The following is a 16,075-nucleotide window of genomic DNA, read 5'->3' on the forward strand; positions in this document are numbered from 1 at the left end:
TCTCATATTCGGTATCGTTGAACCGGAGCATTACGTTATGGTACCGTTTCTTGTTTCCCAGTCGTTTTCGGCCTCTTTTCCGTTGATCCATTTTTTTTGTCCTTTTAGGCAAACACTTCGCAAGAAGTAGACAATTCTAAGTTACTTAGAATACAACTTGCTATCCTTTCCAAGGATAAATATAGTAAATCAATTTTAAATGTAACAACCTAATAATCAATTATTTAACCCAATAAATCATATGGAATCAAATAGGATTATATGGGTACAGACTAAAGATTTAACTGGTCCAATATGGTATTGAAAAAATTAAGGAATAATGGAAAATCATTTTTTATGTGGGTAGGGATAAGAAAGATCAAGGGGTTTTTCTCCCCTTGTTCTTTGCGCGGCTCCGAGGGTGTTGAAAAACAATATTTGGAAAGATGACCGAAAGCTAATGGACGATAATTGTCCACTAAGGCGGTATCGAGGTGGAAGGTTCAACTTCCGCAGGGGCTTGGGGTTAAATAACGTTATTGACATTGTTAGACAGAAAAAACAATGTCCTTTATCTTTTCTTATAGAATTGAAGGTCAATCAATCTATGTATTGGAAGACATTAAGGTATTGAAACCAAATGGAACTGGTATAATTTTGAATAGTTTCATACCGACGATATCAGAACTGATTTCTTAATTTTCCATGTAATCCTGCCAGGTTACGAGTATATATTTTTCCTTACCGTTCTCCCTTTTACCCAAAAATCCGTACTCGTAAACAAAAAGATATACCTCTCCCTTACCGTTTTTCCAATAATGGGTGAAAAATTTAGGGTCAAAACCAAGGTCCAGCAATATTTTGCTCCTTACCACTGCCTTTCCTGCCCTATTATATATTTTTAATATTTTCCTGTTCAACTTTAGCTGATTGTCCACCTTGTCATAAAACCGCACGGGACCTTCCTTCGACCTAGCATATTGATGCGCACTCTTGCAATACTGATCACAAAATTTCTTATCAGTCCTTCCCGTCAGTTCCCTCCCACAGTGCGAACATTTCTTTTGAATTCTCATTTGCTTCTATCAATAGTATTGTTATACGTATACTATTCGATTAAGATACGATTATATAGTTTAGTTTCATGACCTTGAGCTTAAAAATAATTTCATGCACAAGGGAAAGAGCATCACAATGAAGCACCTATTGATTGATGGCAAGAAATGTATCGGCCTTCAATTCTCAACGGATCGGGTAATCCAGGCATTGGTGGAAAAGCTTCCAAATTTGGGATGGAGCGAAACGTTCGGTATGCACTATATACCCAACAACAAGAATAACATATCCTTAATATTCAAGATGTTCAGGGGTGAAGCATGGATCAATGGCAATTTCTTCTTCGCGGGGCGCGTTCTAAATAACGACAATGCCGATATCGATGTTGAATGGTTCCGGAAAAGAAAGCTGGAGGACGGGTTTAGGCCGTGCCCTGAAGAATATCTCCTCAAATTGGAACTGAAACGATATTCCAACAACACGGTAAAGGCCTATGTCAACTGCTTCGAGGCGTTCATTAATTATTATGGCCAACTTAATCCAATGGACATCAATGAAAATGAGATCCGGTCGTATCTTCAAAAATTGGTACAGGAAGGCAAATCGTCCTCCTACATAAACCAAGCGATCAACAGCATAAAATTCTTTTATGAAATGGTCCACGGAATGCCCAACCGCTTCTACACCATTGAACGCCCAAGAAAAGAAACAAGACTGCCCAAGGTACTGTCCAAGCAAGAGGTCATGGCAGTTATCGAAAATACCAACAATATTAAACACAAGTGCATCGTAGCACTTCTATATTCCTCGGGACTTCGACGAAACGAACTATTGAACCTTAAGGTTACGGATATAGACAGCAAGCGCATGATGGTAAGTGTAAGACAAGCCAAAGGAAACAAGGACCGGTTTACGGTGCTGAGCAACGGATTGTTAAAGGACCTAAAGACCTACTATCAGGAATACCGTCCAAAAGAATTTCTCTTCGAGGGCGCAAATGGTGGTAAGTACAGTTCCACCAGCGTGTTGAACATTATTGGCTCGGCAGCAAAGAGGGCCGGAATCAAAAGGAAGGTCTCCCCACATATGCTAAGGCACAGCTTTGCCACACATTTGCTGGAAAGTGGCACCGATATTAGGCATATCCAACTATTATTGGGCCATAATTCTACAAAGACAACGGAAATTTATACACATGTAGCGAATAGATCCTTTATGAATATCAAAGATTTGTTAACTTAGCCTTACATATAATAGATATATGATCAATGATCATATTCCTACGTTAGCACCAATATAAACGAACAATCAACCAAATGAACGAAAATTTAGAAAAAGATTATCTGTTATCAAGTAGAAAAAGACGAATAGCAGCATTTTTAATTGACCATTTTACATTTTCCTTTCTGATAGTAGGAATTGTATTCTTGTCACTTGGGACAGATTTTATGGACGAAAATAATTTCAGTAATCTGACAAGCAAAATGTTGCCGACAATGTTGATTGGATTTCTAATATACTTTGCGAAAGATTCAATAAAAGGAATTAGTCCTGGAAAGTGGGTTATGGGAATAATGGTAAGAGATGAAAATAAACCGAGTGAAGTTCCTTCTTTTGGAAAATTATTTGTCCGAAATCTATTTTTAATAATTTGGCCAATAGAATTTATAGTTCTTGCGTCAAGTCAAGAGAAAAAAAGACTTGGAGATAAAACTATAAAAGCAATTGTAGTTAAGAATCCAAATAAACCGGAAAAACTTCCGAGAGTTTTGGCATTAGTTGGAATTGGAATTGCCTTTTTTGCATTTACATTCTTATTTGCTGGTTCAGCAATGAAAAATTCAGATGCATACAAAGTTGCTATTTCAGAAATTGAACAAAATGAGGAAATCATATCAGAAATTGGCGGAATAAAAGATTATGGAATGATGCCTACTGGTAGTGTCAATATTTCAAATGGATATGGAGAAGCTCAATTGAGCATAAAAGTTATCGGAAATGAAAAGGATTTAAATGTTGGAGTTTACCTAACAAAAGAACCGAATGGAGAATGGAAACTAATAGAACTGAATAAATAAAATACTGGTGCTAACAATGGCTATAAGTAATTGCTTGTTCTCGCCTACTTCTGAAAATCCTTGCGGATTTTCAGTTTGGTGTGTACTTGCAAAGTTTAGTGCTAAACCCCGCAACTACTCATAGCCGAGACCGTTGGCTGTAATGTGAGTAACAAACCCTGAATTAAACAAATGAATTTTTTAAATCTACCAAAACTATTATTTACAACTTTTTCTTTGTTGATTTTTAGCAACTCTTTATTTAGCCAAAAATTAGAACCAAAAAAGAGAGTAGGAAATGAACCTGACCACATTATTAGTTCTAAAATAACAGGAAAAGACTATTTAATACATATGTCTTTCCCTAAAAATTATTCAACTAAAGACACAATAACTTATCCTGTTTTATACGTTTTGGATGGTAAAAGCACTTATAGATATTTTAATCCATCTAACATTGATTTTGAAAAAATTGAAGATGTGATTTTCGTAGGTATCAGTCATAAAGTAGATGGTATAGAATCTAGAATTAATAGATTCTATGACTACACACCATCGACTGACACGATAACTGCAAAAAAAATGGAAAATAAATTTAGTGTTCCAAAGGGAACAATAAAAACTGGTGGAGCCGACAAATTTTTAGAATGTCTAAAAAATGAAATCGTTACATTCATCGATAAAAGCTATAAGACAAATTCTAAAAGAGGGATTTCTGGACATTCTTTAGGAGGCTTATTCACGGCATACTGTTTTTTAAATTCTGATGGTTACTTTACCCGATTTGGAATAAACAGTCCTACACTGCAATGGAACGAGGAAAAATTATTGAATCAGGCTATTCTGAAATTTACAAAAAATGATACTTGGGATATCAAACCCACGCGAGTATATTTTTCAACAGGTGAAAATGAAAGTCCATTTATGGTTTCTAACATGATAAAGTTTAGCTTATATCTTAAAAAAAGTAATTACAAAAACATTGATATCGATTGGCACATATATAGAAATAAATCTCATGCTTCAGTAGTCCCATCAAGTTTAAGCGGTACTCTAACAAAGTTATATGGAAAAAAATGACATTATTAAAACAAAACACTACAGCCAACATTGTATAAAAATAATGCGTAAGTTTATTCCTAAATCAAAAGTTAGTGCTTGTTTGCTTGCATCTGATTTTCCTTCGGAAAATCCTCGCACTCAAACTACGCACTATTCTTATACGTAACCGTTATAGGCAATTATAATTATCTTAAATTCAATCAAATATGAAACAAACATGCTTAGTAATCCTTCTGGTAGTATGTACACAAGTGTTTGGCCAGGAAGGAGCATTCATTGAGACAAATGGAGTAAAAATTTACTATGAGATTCACGGAGAAGGAGAACCCCTTGTCCTATTACATGGTAATACAGGAACCCTGGATTCGTGGAATCCCTGGATGAAGGAGCTAGCACCCTCCTACAAAGTGATTACTGTCGATTTAAGAGGACATGGACAATCTACCTATCCCGCCAATGACGCAACACACAAACAATATGCATTAGATGTGTATGGATTACTGGATGCGTTGAGTATAGACGAATTCAGAGCTATTGGTTTTAGTACTGGAGGAATGACCTTAATCCACATGGCAACGATGCAACCCGATCGACTCATGTCCCTAGTCCTAATTGGAGCAACTTCTTACTTCCCAGCGGCTATTAGAGATGAAATGAGATCATTTGGCTATGAAAATGTTTCCGAAAAAGATCCAGGTTGGATTGAGCATTTGAAAAACGTACAACCGGGAGGCGAGGAACAAATAAAAGGTGTATTGAATAATTTTGCTCGGTGGGCAGATTCCTATGATGATATGAATTTTACTCCTGCTTATCTATCTACAATAAGTTGTCCCACCTTAATCATACATGGAGATTCAGACTCATTGTTTCCAGTACAAATCCCGTTAACCATGTATGAGTCAATTCCAGATTCTCATTTATGGATTATTCCTAATCATGGACATTATCCACCACAACACGGGACGGCTTTGGGTGATATATTCCTTCATACAATTACAGAATTCATGGCTGGAAATTGGGATGAATAAAATGCCTATAACACTGTATATGAAATCATAGCACCCCTCCGGATGCTACGCTTCATATACTTGACCATTGGCAACAAGTTCAAACTAAAAAAATGAAAAAAGCGATAACTATAGTTTTGCTGTTTGTTTCCACAATTTCTTTGGCTCAAACCAATCGGGGAACCGGGAACAAAAACAAACCAAATTATTCGGAAAGTTCAGAAATAGCGGTCATATATAACGACAGTTTGGAAAAATTCGGTCATGGGAAGAAACAGAAATCCGCTGCAATTTTTGTGAACGGGAAATTCATTGGCGACCAAAGCACGTCGGATGTCATCAATCCAAAAAAAATAGATTCCATTAAAGTAGAGAAATATGATTTTAAAAAAAATGGAAAAGAGTTCGATGGTAAAATTCTGGTGGAAATGAATCCCGATTACAGACCAAATTATATGACCTTGGACGAAATTGCGACAAAATATTTGGAATTGAACGCAAACCCGATTATTTACCAAATTGATAAAAATGTAATCGACATAGATTCCAGCGAATATTTGGTAGACGAAAGTTTTATTCTAAAAATCATTCTCGACGAGATAAATACGACCGAAAGGGGAACAAAAGTCAATCTGGTCAAACTGATTACCAAAACCCCCGAAAACATCAAAGAGGCCAATAAAATTATGATTAGGGGGACGAAAATTTAAAACCAGTTGCCAACAATACCTACAGCAAATAGGGCGAAAAGTACTGGAACCATTGGCTTCAGCGTGTTTGTTAAGTCCGCCAAATCTTTTGGATTTGGCAATTAAAAGATAAAAATAATTACAAAACAAAAGGCTTTGGCTACGAGCGCAGACGGAAACGAAAAGTTTCCTTGCCTGCCCTACTTGCCATAGCCGAACCGTTACAAGCAAGTTGGTACGTTAAAGGGACATCCTTTACAAAGTTAAAGTCACATAGTTTACACTTTTTTAGGTTATAATTTGAGATCAAAATCAAATTGTCATGCCTTGGAAAGAAACAACAACTATGGAACAGAAAATTGAATTTATCTGTGAATGGCGTACAGGAAAATACACCATCACAGAATTGTGCAAAGGCTTCGATATCTCCAGGCCAACGGCCTATAAATTGATAGGCAGGTTCGAAAAGCAAGGTTTTGAGGCCTTAAGGGAACAGTCCAGAGCTCCTGGAAAACATCCCAATGCGACCAGTGAAAATATCGTTGATGGCATTCTAAGTTTAAAGACAAAGTACAAGCATTGGGGAGCCAAAAAGATCAGGGAACTGTTGTTTAAAGATTTTACAAAGCAAGAAGTCCCTTCAGTGGTCACCGTCCATAACATCCTAAAGAAAAACGGTTTTGTATGCCCGCAAAAACGGATGCGGAGAGTCGAACCGGTATACCCCATTTTTGATCCAAAATCATGCAACGAGGTCTGGAGTGCCGACTACAAGGGAAAGTTTTTAATGGGCAATAAGATCTACTGTCACCCGCTCACCATTGCGGACTCCAAAAGCCGGTTCCTGTTCACTGCAAAAGGACATTACCATGAAAACCTAAGATCCGCCAAAGCCGAGTTTACAAGGGTCTTTAGAACATTCGGCATTCCCCGACAAATACACACGGACAATGGCAGCCCCTTTGGTTCCGTGCGTACCATCCAAAGATTTACTCAACTCTCCTATTGGTTCATAGAACTGGGGATTACACCTGTTTTTTCGGACCCGGCCCATCCCGAACAGAACGGACGGCATGAACGCATGCACCGCGATCTGAAGGCAGCTTGTGCCAAACCTTCAGCCTATGACCTCAAAGCGCAGCAAAGACGTCTCAACCACTTTGTAAAGGAATACAACCACATAAGACCACATGAAGCTCTGGACATGAAAACACCTGCTGATATGCATGATTTTTCCACTAGGCCGTTCCCTGAAAAAATACCTAACTTTGATTACGATGCCAACTATAAAGTTCTTAAGGTGACACAAAATGGATCTATAAGGTGGAAATCCTATTATTGGGTATACGTGACCGCAGCATTAATGGGAAAATATGTGGGGATCCAGGAAATGGGCAACGGAATTTGGAGGGTATTTTATAGAAACACATTTTTAGGTTTCTTTGATGAAAAGTATTTAAGAAATAAAGAACAAGCAACAAGGTTAGAGACTAATTTAGTGTAAAGGATAATCTTTAACTTGTGTAAACTATGTGCCTTAACGAACAGTTGAAAAATGCCTAAAACTCTTTTTTACATATTCTTTTTAATAATTGTAATACATTCTTGCAAAGAAGAAAATCAATCAAAGGAAATTGAGATATCAAATCAATTTAAGTTAGAATTTTTAAACCAAATTCTCTCTGATACTAATAAGTTAAGAATCATCACAAGTAAAGAACAATTAATCGCGACTGGCGATTTGACTCCTGGAATGATGCCAATGGGCTCAGAATCCGGAAAATCTATATCTCATTTCAAATTCATATCAGACTCACTAGGCGTTAATGATATTGAATTTATAAAAAAGCAGTTTGTTGATAATAAAGAGTTTGACTTTAACAAACTCGCCGATTATGGTTTTAGAGTTCTTGATATCGAAAATTTTAAAAATTTGAACGACAGTATCAGTTTATATGATTACACTGAAAAAATAAATAAAGGATTTAATTCATATTATAGAGTAATAATTACTAAACCTATTTTTAATAAATCACTCAATAAGGCGTATGTAATGATTAACGATTATGGTGGCAGGACAATAGTGTTAGAAAAAAGAAATGGAATATGGGAGATAGTATCTCAATTCCATGATTATATGGAATAATAACCTGCTTGTAACAATGGCTATAATTCATTGTGGCCCTTGTGCCACAAAAAAGCTTAAATTTAAACGAAGGCTGATTTCGGTCGGAATGTTCCCGATGGGAAATTCCACAACGAAATCATAGCCGAACCGTTACCCACCATTAAAATAAACTGTATTGACAACTAATGAAGTAACCATATATTTTGACAGCCCAATGTCCTTTGAACATTCAAATATTCAACCATTGAATGGTATTGCAGGTTTGTACTTCATCTTCACACAGTCTATTGATATTCAATATCCGTTTGACAAGTCGAAACTCTTGTATATCGGAATGAGTGAACGAAGAACGAATAGCATTGGAAGTAGATTATTAGGACATTTTGATGGTAAATCAAAAAACTTAGGATTAACCAATTACAGAAAAGTTGAACCTTTGTTGTTTACTTATATAAATTTTGAAATGCTCAAGAATATATGGCAGTTCCGAATTGAAGATTTGGAAAGCTATTTCATTTTAGATTTTGTGGAGCAATATGGTGTTTATCCCATTTGCAATAATAAATCAGGCTTTGAAATTCAAAACAAAACACTTACTTCCAGTTTTAAAATAGATTGGAAATACTTTAAATAAACCGTTATGGCTGAAAAAGTAAAATCTGGAAAAGAAATATTAGATGATTTTTTCAATGGTATTGAAGAAATTGAAAATGTGGATACTGACATTGCAAAAATGCTATCTGAACTTTATCAAAACGATAAATTGACAGATACAAATGTTAAAAATGAACTTCAAAAACTGAGAGATGGCAATAAGGATTAATAATGTTTCCATCAAAGGAATTAGAGGTGCTAAGGATAGTTTAGAATTACCATTAAACGGTAAATCTATTTTACTTTATGGAGATAATGGAACTGGAAAAAGTAGCATTTCAGATTCTATTGAATGGTTTTATACAAACCGAGTATCACATCTATCAAGCAACAGCGAAATAGATTTAAAAGATGCTTTAAGAAATTCTGCACTTGATATAGATGATGTTTCAGAGGTAAACATTTCATTTATTAAGCAACCTGACCTTGACTGCTCAAAAACACTATTCAATAAACGAGAAAAGTTAACAACTGATTTTTCTAATACTTCTGATGTTTTCAAACAATACATAGAAGAATCAAAAGAAGAGAACCTTTTGTTGCGTTATCAATACCTTACAGACTTCATTGATAATACAAAAAGCGACAAACTAAAATACTTGTCTGATATTATTGGTTTTTCAGAAGTAACAAAGAAAAAAGAAGTCCTTAAAAAGAGCTACAATTCCATAAAGACAGAAATTAAGAATCAAAATTTTGAGGCTCAAACAAATACTCAAAAACAGGTGCTTATTGAAAAATTAGGAGCTGTTATTAGCCAAGAAGAAAATCTGATTGAAAAAATTAATGAGAAAATTAAACCGCTAAAAACTGGAATTGAGGTTAAAGAATTCAAGGATATTGACGAAGTACTCGTACACTTAAAAAATTCCACAAACAACAAGTTAAACAAGGAATTAGCCTTTTTAGAAAAGGCAAATGCAGTTTTGAATACACTAAAAACGGAAATTGAATTTATTGATTCTGAATATTTGAAGTATTATGATGAATTTGAAATAATCGCCAATGATGTTGAAAGTATTATGCAAACCTTTTTAGGAGAATTACTAAAAACAGGTGATGCAGTTTTATCAAAAAAGTATCATAAAGCTGAGAGTTGTCCACTTTGTTTACAACCAAAAAATGTGGACGAACTTCGCACTGAAATTGCAAAAAGGTTAAAAGAAATTGAAGAATCTTCTAAGAAAAAGGCATCATTTGATAAAGCTAAACAGTTAGTGAATACAATAACAGTAGAACGAATAAAAAGGCTTGATACGGTACTTTCAGAAAATTTAATTACAGCAGATGAAAGCAAACTGATTAAGCAAGGGGTTATAGATTTAAAAGAAAAAATCACAGAATATCAAAAATCAAGTTTAGAGAGAGTAACTTCTGGAAACAAAATACCTAAGGCTGAAACAATTAAATTATCAACGAATGATTTTGACTTTCAAAATGGAATAGCAACAAGGATAAAGCAAATACAAGAGATTTTCGAAAAAGATAATTCTGCGGTTCTTTACTCAAATATTTCTGCCTCGAAAGACGCGTTTTTAAAAATTAAGGAATTTGAAAAGCAGAAAGTGACACTTGAAAAACAGCGTAAGACTTTAGAAATCATATATAATGAATTTGTCAAAGTTCAAAAAGAAGGTCTTGAAAATTTCATCACTTCATTCTCTGGAACTATAAACGAGTACTACCAATATATGAATCCTGATGAACCTTTTCAGGAAATCAAAATTGTAACAATCGGTGATGAAGATGAATTGAATGGTATTACGATTGAATACAAGTACAACGGTAATTGGGTTTCACCACCTCAAAAATACTTTAGTGAATCACATTTAAACTGCTTCGGCTTATCATTCTTTTTGGCTTCTGTAAATGCCTTTAACAATAAGAATGAATTTATTGTACTTGATGATGTAATCTCAAGTTTTGATTCTAACCATAGAAAAAGGTTTGCTGAATTGATTTTCGAAAAATTTTCGAAATATCAAATAATATTATTGACGCACGAAGAAGATTGGTTTACAAACTTTGTAAGCCCTTTAGCAAAAAAGAAAGGTTGGCTAATAAATGAGATAAAATGGACAGACGATAAAGGAACACATCTTGAAGAAGAACCAAGCGACTTACGAGAAAGAATAGAAACAAGCCTTGCAGATAGTAAAATTGAAAATTTAGGAAATCCTATTCGTAAATATCTTGAACATTCTTTAAAGGATATTGCACTTAATATTGAAGCCAAATTAAGCTTCCAGTACAATAATTCAAATGAGCATAGAATGCCTTACGAATTGATAATGGGAATTAAATCAGAAATCAAAAAGTGCAGTTCTGAATTAAAAGCAAAATTTCCGATAATTGACCGAGTAGAAAGCTCATCAATATTGGGAAACATTTCATCACACGACAATCCATTCAATCCGAAAATTGGAGATTTAAAAGCTTTTTGGGCTGATATACTGGAATTAGAAAGAATATTTATCTGCGAGCACACGGATTGTAAAAGACCAATGGTATCGCTAAAGAATTATGATACCGTTGCAAAGAAAATAAGATGTGGTTGCGACCATACGAAATATGATTGGAAGAAATAAAAACGGTGGGTAACAATGTATATAAAAAATAGGCGATATAGTGCTAAATTCAAGGCTTTTGGCTCGAATAAAACTTTGTGCTTATCCGAAAGTTTCGTACTTCGAAATCGCCTACTTTTCATATACTAACCGTTGGCAACATTATGACCAAAATTGAGCGAATCAAAAAAATATAGACAAAAAAGAGAGGTTAGTCGATTAGGACTTCAAACCTTCTTTCTGAATGTAGAGAATAATCACTACGATTTTGGAGCGAATAAGCTGATTAAAGACCTTGAGAAAAAATTAGCAGAACTTGAAACTCAAATTGAGTCTGATATCAAGGAACCAGGATATATGAAACATATGGAAATCTATTTTTTGAAAAAGGAACTTTTTGCTATTTCAGAAATGAAAATTTTATATTCCTACAAACATTTTGAAACGCATTTAAAATTCTTACTCAAAGCATCTTATCAAGAAATAAAAGAAAGTAGATTGTATAAATGGGAATTTGTTGAGGACTTTCTAAAGTCTAAAAAAATTAATCCAAAAGAAATAACTGACTATGCAGAAATGCGTGATTTAAGGAATTTGAACAATGCTATAAAACACGCCAGAAATATTATCGACAACAAAACGAAAAATATTAAGGAATTTCAAAATAAAACGGAATTAAAATACACGGACTTACTTGAATTTTATAAACGTGTTGAAGATAGCGGACTGAATTTTCTAAAGTCACTATCTAACGAAATAGACAAAGACCTCTATGAATTTAACGAAGACCGACTTGACAAAATATCGGAAAAGTTAGTCTCGAGGATGGATGCTAAAACTATTAATAAACTGATTGACAAATTAGAATCGAAAAAATAACTAAACACAACAATGGCTATAATTCATTGCTGGCTTCCAAGCTAATTTGAAAATTCTTACATTTAACCCGGCTCGATTTCCTACGGTCCGAAATTCTCCGAATTTCAAAGCCGCAACGAAATCATAGCCTTACCGTTAACGAACATTAATACAAGAACATATGAATAAAGTTGTCACATCTGGATCAATTTGACCTCATACAGGCTTTATTTGAAAGAAGACTAAGGTATTTATGAAATTGACTACCGGGGAATTGTTAGATGACAATACATGAATCTAAATATTCAAAAGATCAATTATGAAAAATCCCTTAAGCCCCTTTGGCAGTATTTATATTGTTACCGCTTTAATTTTCTTGATTACAAGCATTACCGCATTTACACCGACCTCAATAAATCTTATATCCAAAATAGAATCAGACCAACTTCCCATGCCTCCGTTGATCCTTCATATTCATGCCGCTTCAATGAGTTTGTGGCTATTGTTGATTTGCATACAGTCCATGCTGATTAATTCCAAAAAATATGCTCTTCATAAGAAACTAGGTATTGCCTCTATAGTTCTGGCAACAACTATACCAATATCGATGTTTGGAATTGATATTACCAATATTAATGGAGGCTTGGAATTGTCAAATAGTAACACTCAAGAATTTCTAATTAATTATTCGGGGTTACTTCTCATTCATGGAGTAAGCTATTTGTTCTTTCCACTTTTTTATGTTTGGGCAATTGTATCAAGACGCAAGGACAGTGAAACTCACAAGAGAATGATGATGCTTGCAACTGCTGTATTAATGATCCCAGGAATAGGCCGTTTAATTATGTTTTCGAAAGTTCTTCCAGACTTTGGTCTAATTCCTATAGATGCCCGGCACTTATACATGCTTGTGCTTATCACTCCAGCTATTATCTATGATGTCTATACAAGAGGAATGCCTCACCGTGCCTATTTAATTGGGCTAGGGTTGCTTGCAACATGGATTGTTTCTGCACATTTTATCTGGGAAACAATCTGGTGGATAGAGTTTGTAAGAAAATTGTTTGTATTATAGTGATCTTAAAGCAAATACGGCTAACAAAAGATAAATTGCATTAAAACGCATTTTATCAATACGTTGTAACATTTTAAAACTGAACTACAAAATGAAATTTACTGCAAAATTAATCTTGTTCCTGTCAACAATATTTTTATTCAACTGTTCGTCCGAAAAAAAGAATAATCTCGAACTGAAAGGAAAAGTAATTGGAACAGACGCCAAATCGATTATGCTTATAAAACCTAACCAAGACGCTAGATTTGATTCAATAATCGAGATTCCTATAGTTGATAGTAAATTTCATTATGAAACAGAACTTCAAAACCCAGAAGTAGTGAACCTTGCATTTACAGAAAGTGTGAGAAATGGAGCATATAGGCCTATGCCTCTATTTCTAGAAAACAAAAAAATTAATTTGACTATATATCCTGAAGAAGAATTTGACAAGAATGTTGTCGAAGGAGGCGACCTAAATGCTCAATACAAAAAATTCAAACAAAGTTTTGAGGATAAATTTAATGGTAGAATAAAGCCACTCCAAGATAGCCTTACTGCACTTTTTAAAACTGACGAATATCATAGTGATAAAGCAAAATCATTTTACACAGAATTAAGAGAAGCAAAAAATCAAGATGAAAAAGTCGTGATCTACAAAAAATTAGAGGATTTAAAGAAATCAGGTCAATACTTAAGTCCAAAAGCCAAAGAGTTGGATGATAAAATAAAACCTATAAACGAGGAGCATCAAGTGTTTCAGCAAAATTACATCGAAAATAACCCAACTATTGTGTCGTATTCTTTTTTCCTAGACAACTTGATTTTTAATAAAGAGATTATTGATATTAACTCTGTGAAACACACTTTTCAAATACTCTCAAAAGCTAACCCAAATCATCCGTATAATGAACTAGCTTCCAGTTTAATAAATGCCATTGAAAACATTAAAGTTGGAAAACACTACCGTGATTTTTCAGCACCCGATTTGAATGGAAATGAAATCAAACTTTCTGACAAAATTAATGGAAAAGTTGCATTATTAGATCTATGGGCTACTTGGTGTGGACCTTGCATCGCCAAAAGCAGAACAATGGTTCCACTCTACAACGAATACAAAGACAAAGGATTTACAATTATTGGAGTGGCAGGGGAATTTAAAAATACTGATAGACTTGAAAAATTCTTAGAAAAAGAAAAATGGGAATGGACAAACCTTGTCGAACTTGACAGACAAAATAATATTTGGCAAAAATATGGAGTCGATGGTGGTGGCGGTGGAATATTCCTAATCGACGAAAATGGACTGATTTTGGCAAAAGACCCGACAGCAGAGGAAGTGAGAATGGAACTGGAATCTCGACTGAATTAAAAAAAACTTTGCACAACAATTGCTATAGCAAATAGGGATTTAAGTCCTATGCCCATTGGGCTGGTCGTGTTTGCAAAGCCCGCCAAATCTTTTGATTTGGCTCTTGGAACAAAAAATTAAGAACAAAATGCAAAAGCTTTGGCTACAGGCTCGGCCGAAAACGAAACGTTTACCTGTCGGCCCTACTTGCTATAGCAGAACCGTTACCTGCAAGAAAACGAACTCTATCTAAATTTTGAATGAATCCATGAAACTTAAAACTTTATTTCTATTTAGCCTATGTTTATGTTTATTAACAGGTTGCAAAAAAGACAACATTTTAGAACTACCTATTACTTATCACAAAGGATTCGGACCTTTCGAAGCATCTACAAGTGGTGCAAATCTTTATATTGATAATATAGATTCCCCTTGGAAAAAAACATATTTGAAAGTTTCTGGAGTACCGCAAAATTGGACTGACGTTAAATTTGGAGACATCAATTCAGATATGGAACAATATGTTTATCAAAACTACCATTTAGGCAATATTTCGAAAGAATGGTATGATGAGCTACAAAAAATGTGGGATTGGGAACCAGATACCTTGAATCTGTCAAAAGTCCCAATAAAATGCAGAGCTGCTTTTGCTGTTGGAAATGATTCCACAGGAAAATCAATGGTCGTTGTAGACACGAATATTAACTATGATTTCAGTGATGACGTGCCTTTTGAACTAGTTCAGAATTACAGCGAATTAGATAGGGATTCACGGTTAAATAATGAAGCAATATATGTTACCTTTGAACGCCTATTAAATGACAAAAAGATCCAGATTGAAGTTCCTCTTGTGATTTCCGATGGCAATATGGATCAATATTACTTAAAGTGTAATTTTGCTCAGTACCGCACTGCAAAATTAGGGAATCACTTAATAAACATCTATTCTAGAAATATCTTTCCATTTAGCAATGTAGGGATAACCAATAGCCAAAGTCCCATTGGAGAAAAAATAGATCCTGATAAAGTAGCTTTTAACAATGAATATCTTGAAATCGGGAATAATCTATACAAAAATTTAGGAGTAAAGAGGAATAAAGATATTTTACTTTTAGAGAAAATAGACTTACCTAAAAATGAAATACGCTCTACTCAAATTGGTTTTAAAGCAATTGATTTTTCAGGCAATCAGTTCAAAAAACAAACTACTATTTCGTTAGATAGCTTAAGGGGCAAATATGTACTTCTCGACTTTTGGGGCACTTGGTGTGGCCCCTGCATCCAAGAAATCCCAAACCTCAAGGCGTTATATGATAAAACTGATAAATCAAAACTTGAAATCGTTGGTATTGTTGGAGATAGTCCAATCCAGGCTTTAGAACAATTGACGAAAAAACATGGAATAACATGGCCCCAAATTGTTGATGGCACTAACGAAATCAAAGAGAAATACGGGGTATTAAGATACCCTTCAACATTTCTGATCAACACTGAAGGAATAATTATTGCAAAAGATTTTAGAGGAAAGGAGTTGGAAACTATAATTGATAGTTTAATAAAGAAATAAACCTGATAAGTAAGAACGGGCCAATAAAAAGCACTTGTCCGTC

15 protein-coding genes are annotated in these 16,075 nt (G+C 34.5%); 14 read left to right on the forward strand and 1 reads right to left on the reverse strand.

Annotation, left to right across the window (positions count from 1 at the left end; all coding sequences use genetic code 11):
* Positions 1–674 precede the first annotated feature (674 nt).
* On the reverse strand, positions 675–1,055 hold the full coding sequence (locus CWD91_RS22075) for a hypothetical protein (protein WP_103443150.1): 381 nt from the start codon (positions 1,053–1,055) through the stop codon (positions 675–677).
* Positions 1,056–1,149: 94 nt separating this feature from the next.
* Between CWD91_RS22075 and xerA the strand changes: the two genes are divergently transcribed.
* The 14 genes from xerA (at position 1,150) to CWD91_RS22150 (ending at position 16,032) form a co-directional block, all read left to right on the forward strand.
* Positions 1,150–2,277: a site-specific tyrosine recombinase/integron integrase gene (xerA, locus tag CWD91_RS22080; RefSeq protein ID WP_103443151.1), complete on the forward strand. Its 1,128-nt coding sequence runs from the start codon at positions 1,150–1,152 to the stop codon at positions 2,275–2,277.
* Positions 2,278–2,351: 74 nt separating this feature from the next.
* Positions 2,352–3,113 carry an RDD family protein gene (locus CWD91_RS22085; RefSeq protein ID WP_103443152.1) on the forward strand — a complete coding sequence of 254 codons (762 nt, stop codon included), beginning with the start codon at positions 2,352–2,354 and terminating at the stop codon, positions 3,111–3,113.
* A gap of 171 nt (positions 3,114–3,284) precedes the next feature.
* Positions 3,285–4,172, forward strand: a complete 888-nt coding sequence (locus CWD91_RS22090; protein ID WP_103443153.1) for an alpha/beta hydrolase — start codon at positions 3,285–3,287, stop codon at positions 4,170–4,172.
* A gap of 188 nt (positions 4,173–4,360) precedes the next feature.
* Entirely contained in the window at positions 4,361–5,185 is an 825-nt protein-coding gene (locus CWD91_RS22095; protein WP_103443154.1) for an alpha/beta fold hydrolase, read from the forward strand.
* Between the two features lie 92 nt (positions 5,186–5,277).
* Positions 5,278–5,874 carry a hypothetical protein gene (locus tag CWD91_RS22100; RefSeq protein ID WP_103443155.1) on the forward strand — a complete coding sequence of 199 codons (597 nt, stop codon included), beginning with the start codon at positions 5,278–5,280 and terminating at the stop codon, positions 5,872–5,874.
* A 301-nt stretch (positions 5,875–6,175) separates the two neighbouring features.
* Positions 6,176–7,357: an integrase core domain-containing protein gene (locus CWD91_RS22105; protein ID WP_103443156.1), complete on the forward strand. Its 1,182-nt coding sequence runs from the start codon at positions 6,176–6,178 to the stop codon at positions 7,355–7,357.
* A gap of 51 nt (positions 7,358–7,408) precedes the next feature.
* Complete coding sequence (locus tag CWD91_RS22110; RefSeq protein WP_103443157.1) at positions 7,409–7,999, forward strand: hypothetical protein; 591 nt, start codon at positions 7,409–7,411, stop codon at positions 7,997–7,999.
* 157 nt (positions 8,000–8,156) lie between these two features.
* Positions 8,157–8,615, forward strand: a complete 459-nt coding sequence (locus CWD91_RS22115) for a hypothetical protein (protein ID WP_239985903.1) — start codon at positions 8,157–8,159, stop codon at positions 8,613–8,615.
* A gap of 6 nt (positions 8,616–8,621) precedes the next feature.
* Positions 8,622–8,804, forward strand: a complete 183-nt coding sequence (locus CWD91_RS22120; RefSeq protein ID WP_103443159.1) for a hypothetical protein — start codon at positions 8,622–8,624, stop codon at positions 8,802–8,804.
* Entirely contained in the window at positions 8,788–11,223 is a 2,436-nt protein-coding gene (locus CWD91_RS22125) for an AAA family ATPase (protein WP_103443160.1), read from the forward strand. Before CWD91_RS22120 ends, CWD91_RS22125 begins: the two co-directional genes overlap by 17 nt.
* A 153-nt stretch (positions 11,224–11,376) precedes the next feature.
* On the forward strand, positions 11,377–12,081 hold the full coding sequence (locus CWD91_RS22130; RefSeq protein ID WP_103443161.1) for a hypothetical protein: 705 nt from the start codon (positions 11,377–11,379) through the stop codon (positions 12,079–12,081).
* A 298-nt stretch (positions 12,082–12,379) separates the two neighbouring features.
* Positions 12,380–13,135 carry a hypothetical protein gene (locus CWD91_RS22140; RefSeq protein ID WP_157943872.1) on the forward strand — a complete coding sequence of 252 codons (756 nt, stop codon included), beginning with the start codon at positions 12,380–12,382 and terminating at the stop codon, positions 13,133–13,135.
* Positions 13,136–13,226: 91 nt separating this feature from the next.
* Positions 13,227–14,486 (forward strand): AhpC/TSA family protein, encoded by a 1,260-nt coding sequence (locus CWD91_RS22145; protein WP_103443164.1) that lies wholly within the window; start codon positions 13,227–13,229, stop codon positions 14,484–14,486.
* A gap of 247 nt (positions 14,487–14,733) precedes the next feature.
* Positions 14,734–16,032 (forward strand): peroxiredoxin family protein, encoded by a 1,299-nt coding sequence (locus CWD91_RS22150; protein ID WP_103443165.1) that lies wholly within the window; start codon positions 14,734–14,736, stop codon positions 16,030–16,032.
* The last annotated feature ends 43 nt before the right edge of the window (positions 16,033–16,075 follow it).

The organism is Arenibacter hampyeongensis (genome assembly GCF_002909255.1).
GTDB classification, from domain to species: Bacteria; Bacteroidota; Bacteroidia; order Flavobacteriales; family Flavobacteriaceae; genus Arenibacter; species Arenibacter hampyeongensis.

Excerpts from the sequence above, each read along its gene's own strand:
- CWD91_RS22075 (WP_103443150.1), bottom strand. The coding sequence starts at position 1,055 with ATGAGAATTCAAAAGAAATGTTCGCACTGTGGGAGGGAACTGACGGGA.
- xerA (WP_103443151.1), top strand. The coding sequence starts at position 1,150 with ATGCACAAGGGAAAGAGCATCACAATGAAGCACCTATTGATTGATGGC.
- CWD91_RS22085 (WP_103443152.1), top strand. The coding sequence starts at position 2,352 with ATGAACGAAAATTTAGAAAAAGATTATCTGTTATCAAGTAGAAAAAGA.
- CWD91_RS22090 (WP_103443153.1), top strand. The coding sequence starts at position 3,285 with ATGAATTTTTTAAATCTACCAAAACTATTATTTACAACTTTTTCTTTG.
- CWD91_RS22095 (WP_103443154.1), top strand. The coding sequence starts at position 4,361 with ATGAAACAAACATGCTTAGTAATCCTTCTGGTAGTATGTACACAAGTG.
- CWD91_RS22100 (WP_103443155.1), top strand. The coding sequence starts at position 5,278 with ATGAAAAAAGCGATAACTATAGTTTTGCTGTTTGTTTCCACAATTTCT.
- CWD91_RS22105 (WP_103443156.1), top strand. The coding sequence starts at position 6,176 with ATGCCTTGGAAAGAAACAACAACTATGGAACAGAAAATTGAATTTATC.
- CWD91_RS22110 (WP_103443157.1), top strand. The coding sequence starts at position 7,409 with ATGCCTAAAACTCTTTTTTACATATTCTTTTTAATAATTGTAATACAT.
- CWD91_RS22120 (WP_103443159.1), top strand. The coding sequence starts at position 8,622 with ATGGCTGAAAAAGTAAAATCTGGAAAAGAAATATTAGATGATTTTTTC.
- CWD91_RS22125 (WP_103443160.1), top strand. The coding sequence starts at position 8,788 with ATGGCAATAAGGATTAATAATGTTTCCATCAAAGGAATTAGAGGTGCT.
- CWD91_RS22140 (WP_157943872.1), top strand. The coding sequence starts at position 12,380 with ATGAAAAATCCCTTAAGCCCCTTTGGCAGTATTTATATTGTTACCGCT.
- CWD91_RS22145 (WP_103443164.1), top strand. The coding sequence starts at position 13,227 with ATGAAATTTACTGCAAAATTAATCTTGTTCCTGTCAACAATATTTTTA.
- CWD91_RS22150 (WP_103443165.1), top strand. The coding sequence starts at position 14,734 with ATGAAACTTAAAACTTTATTTCTATTTAGCCTATGTTTATGTTTATTA.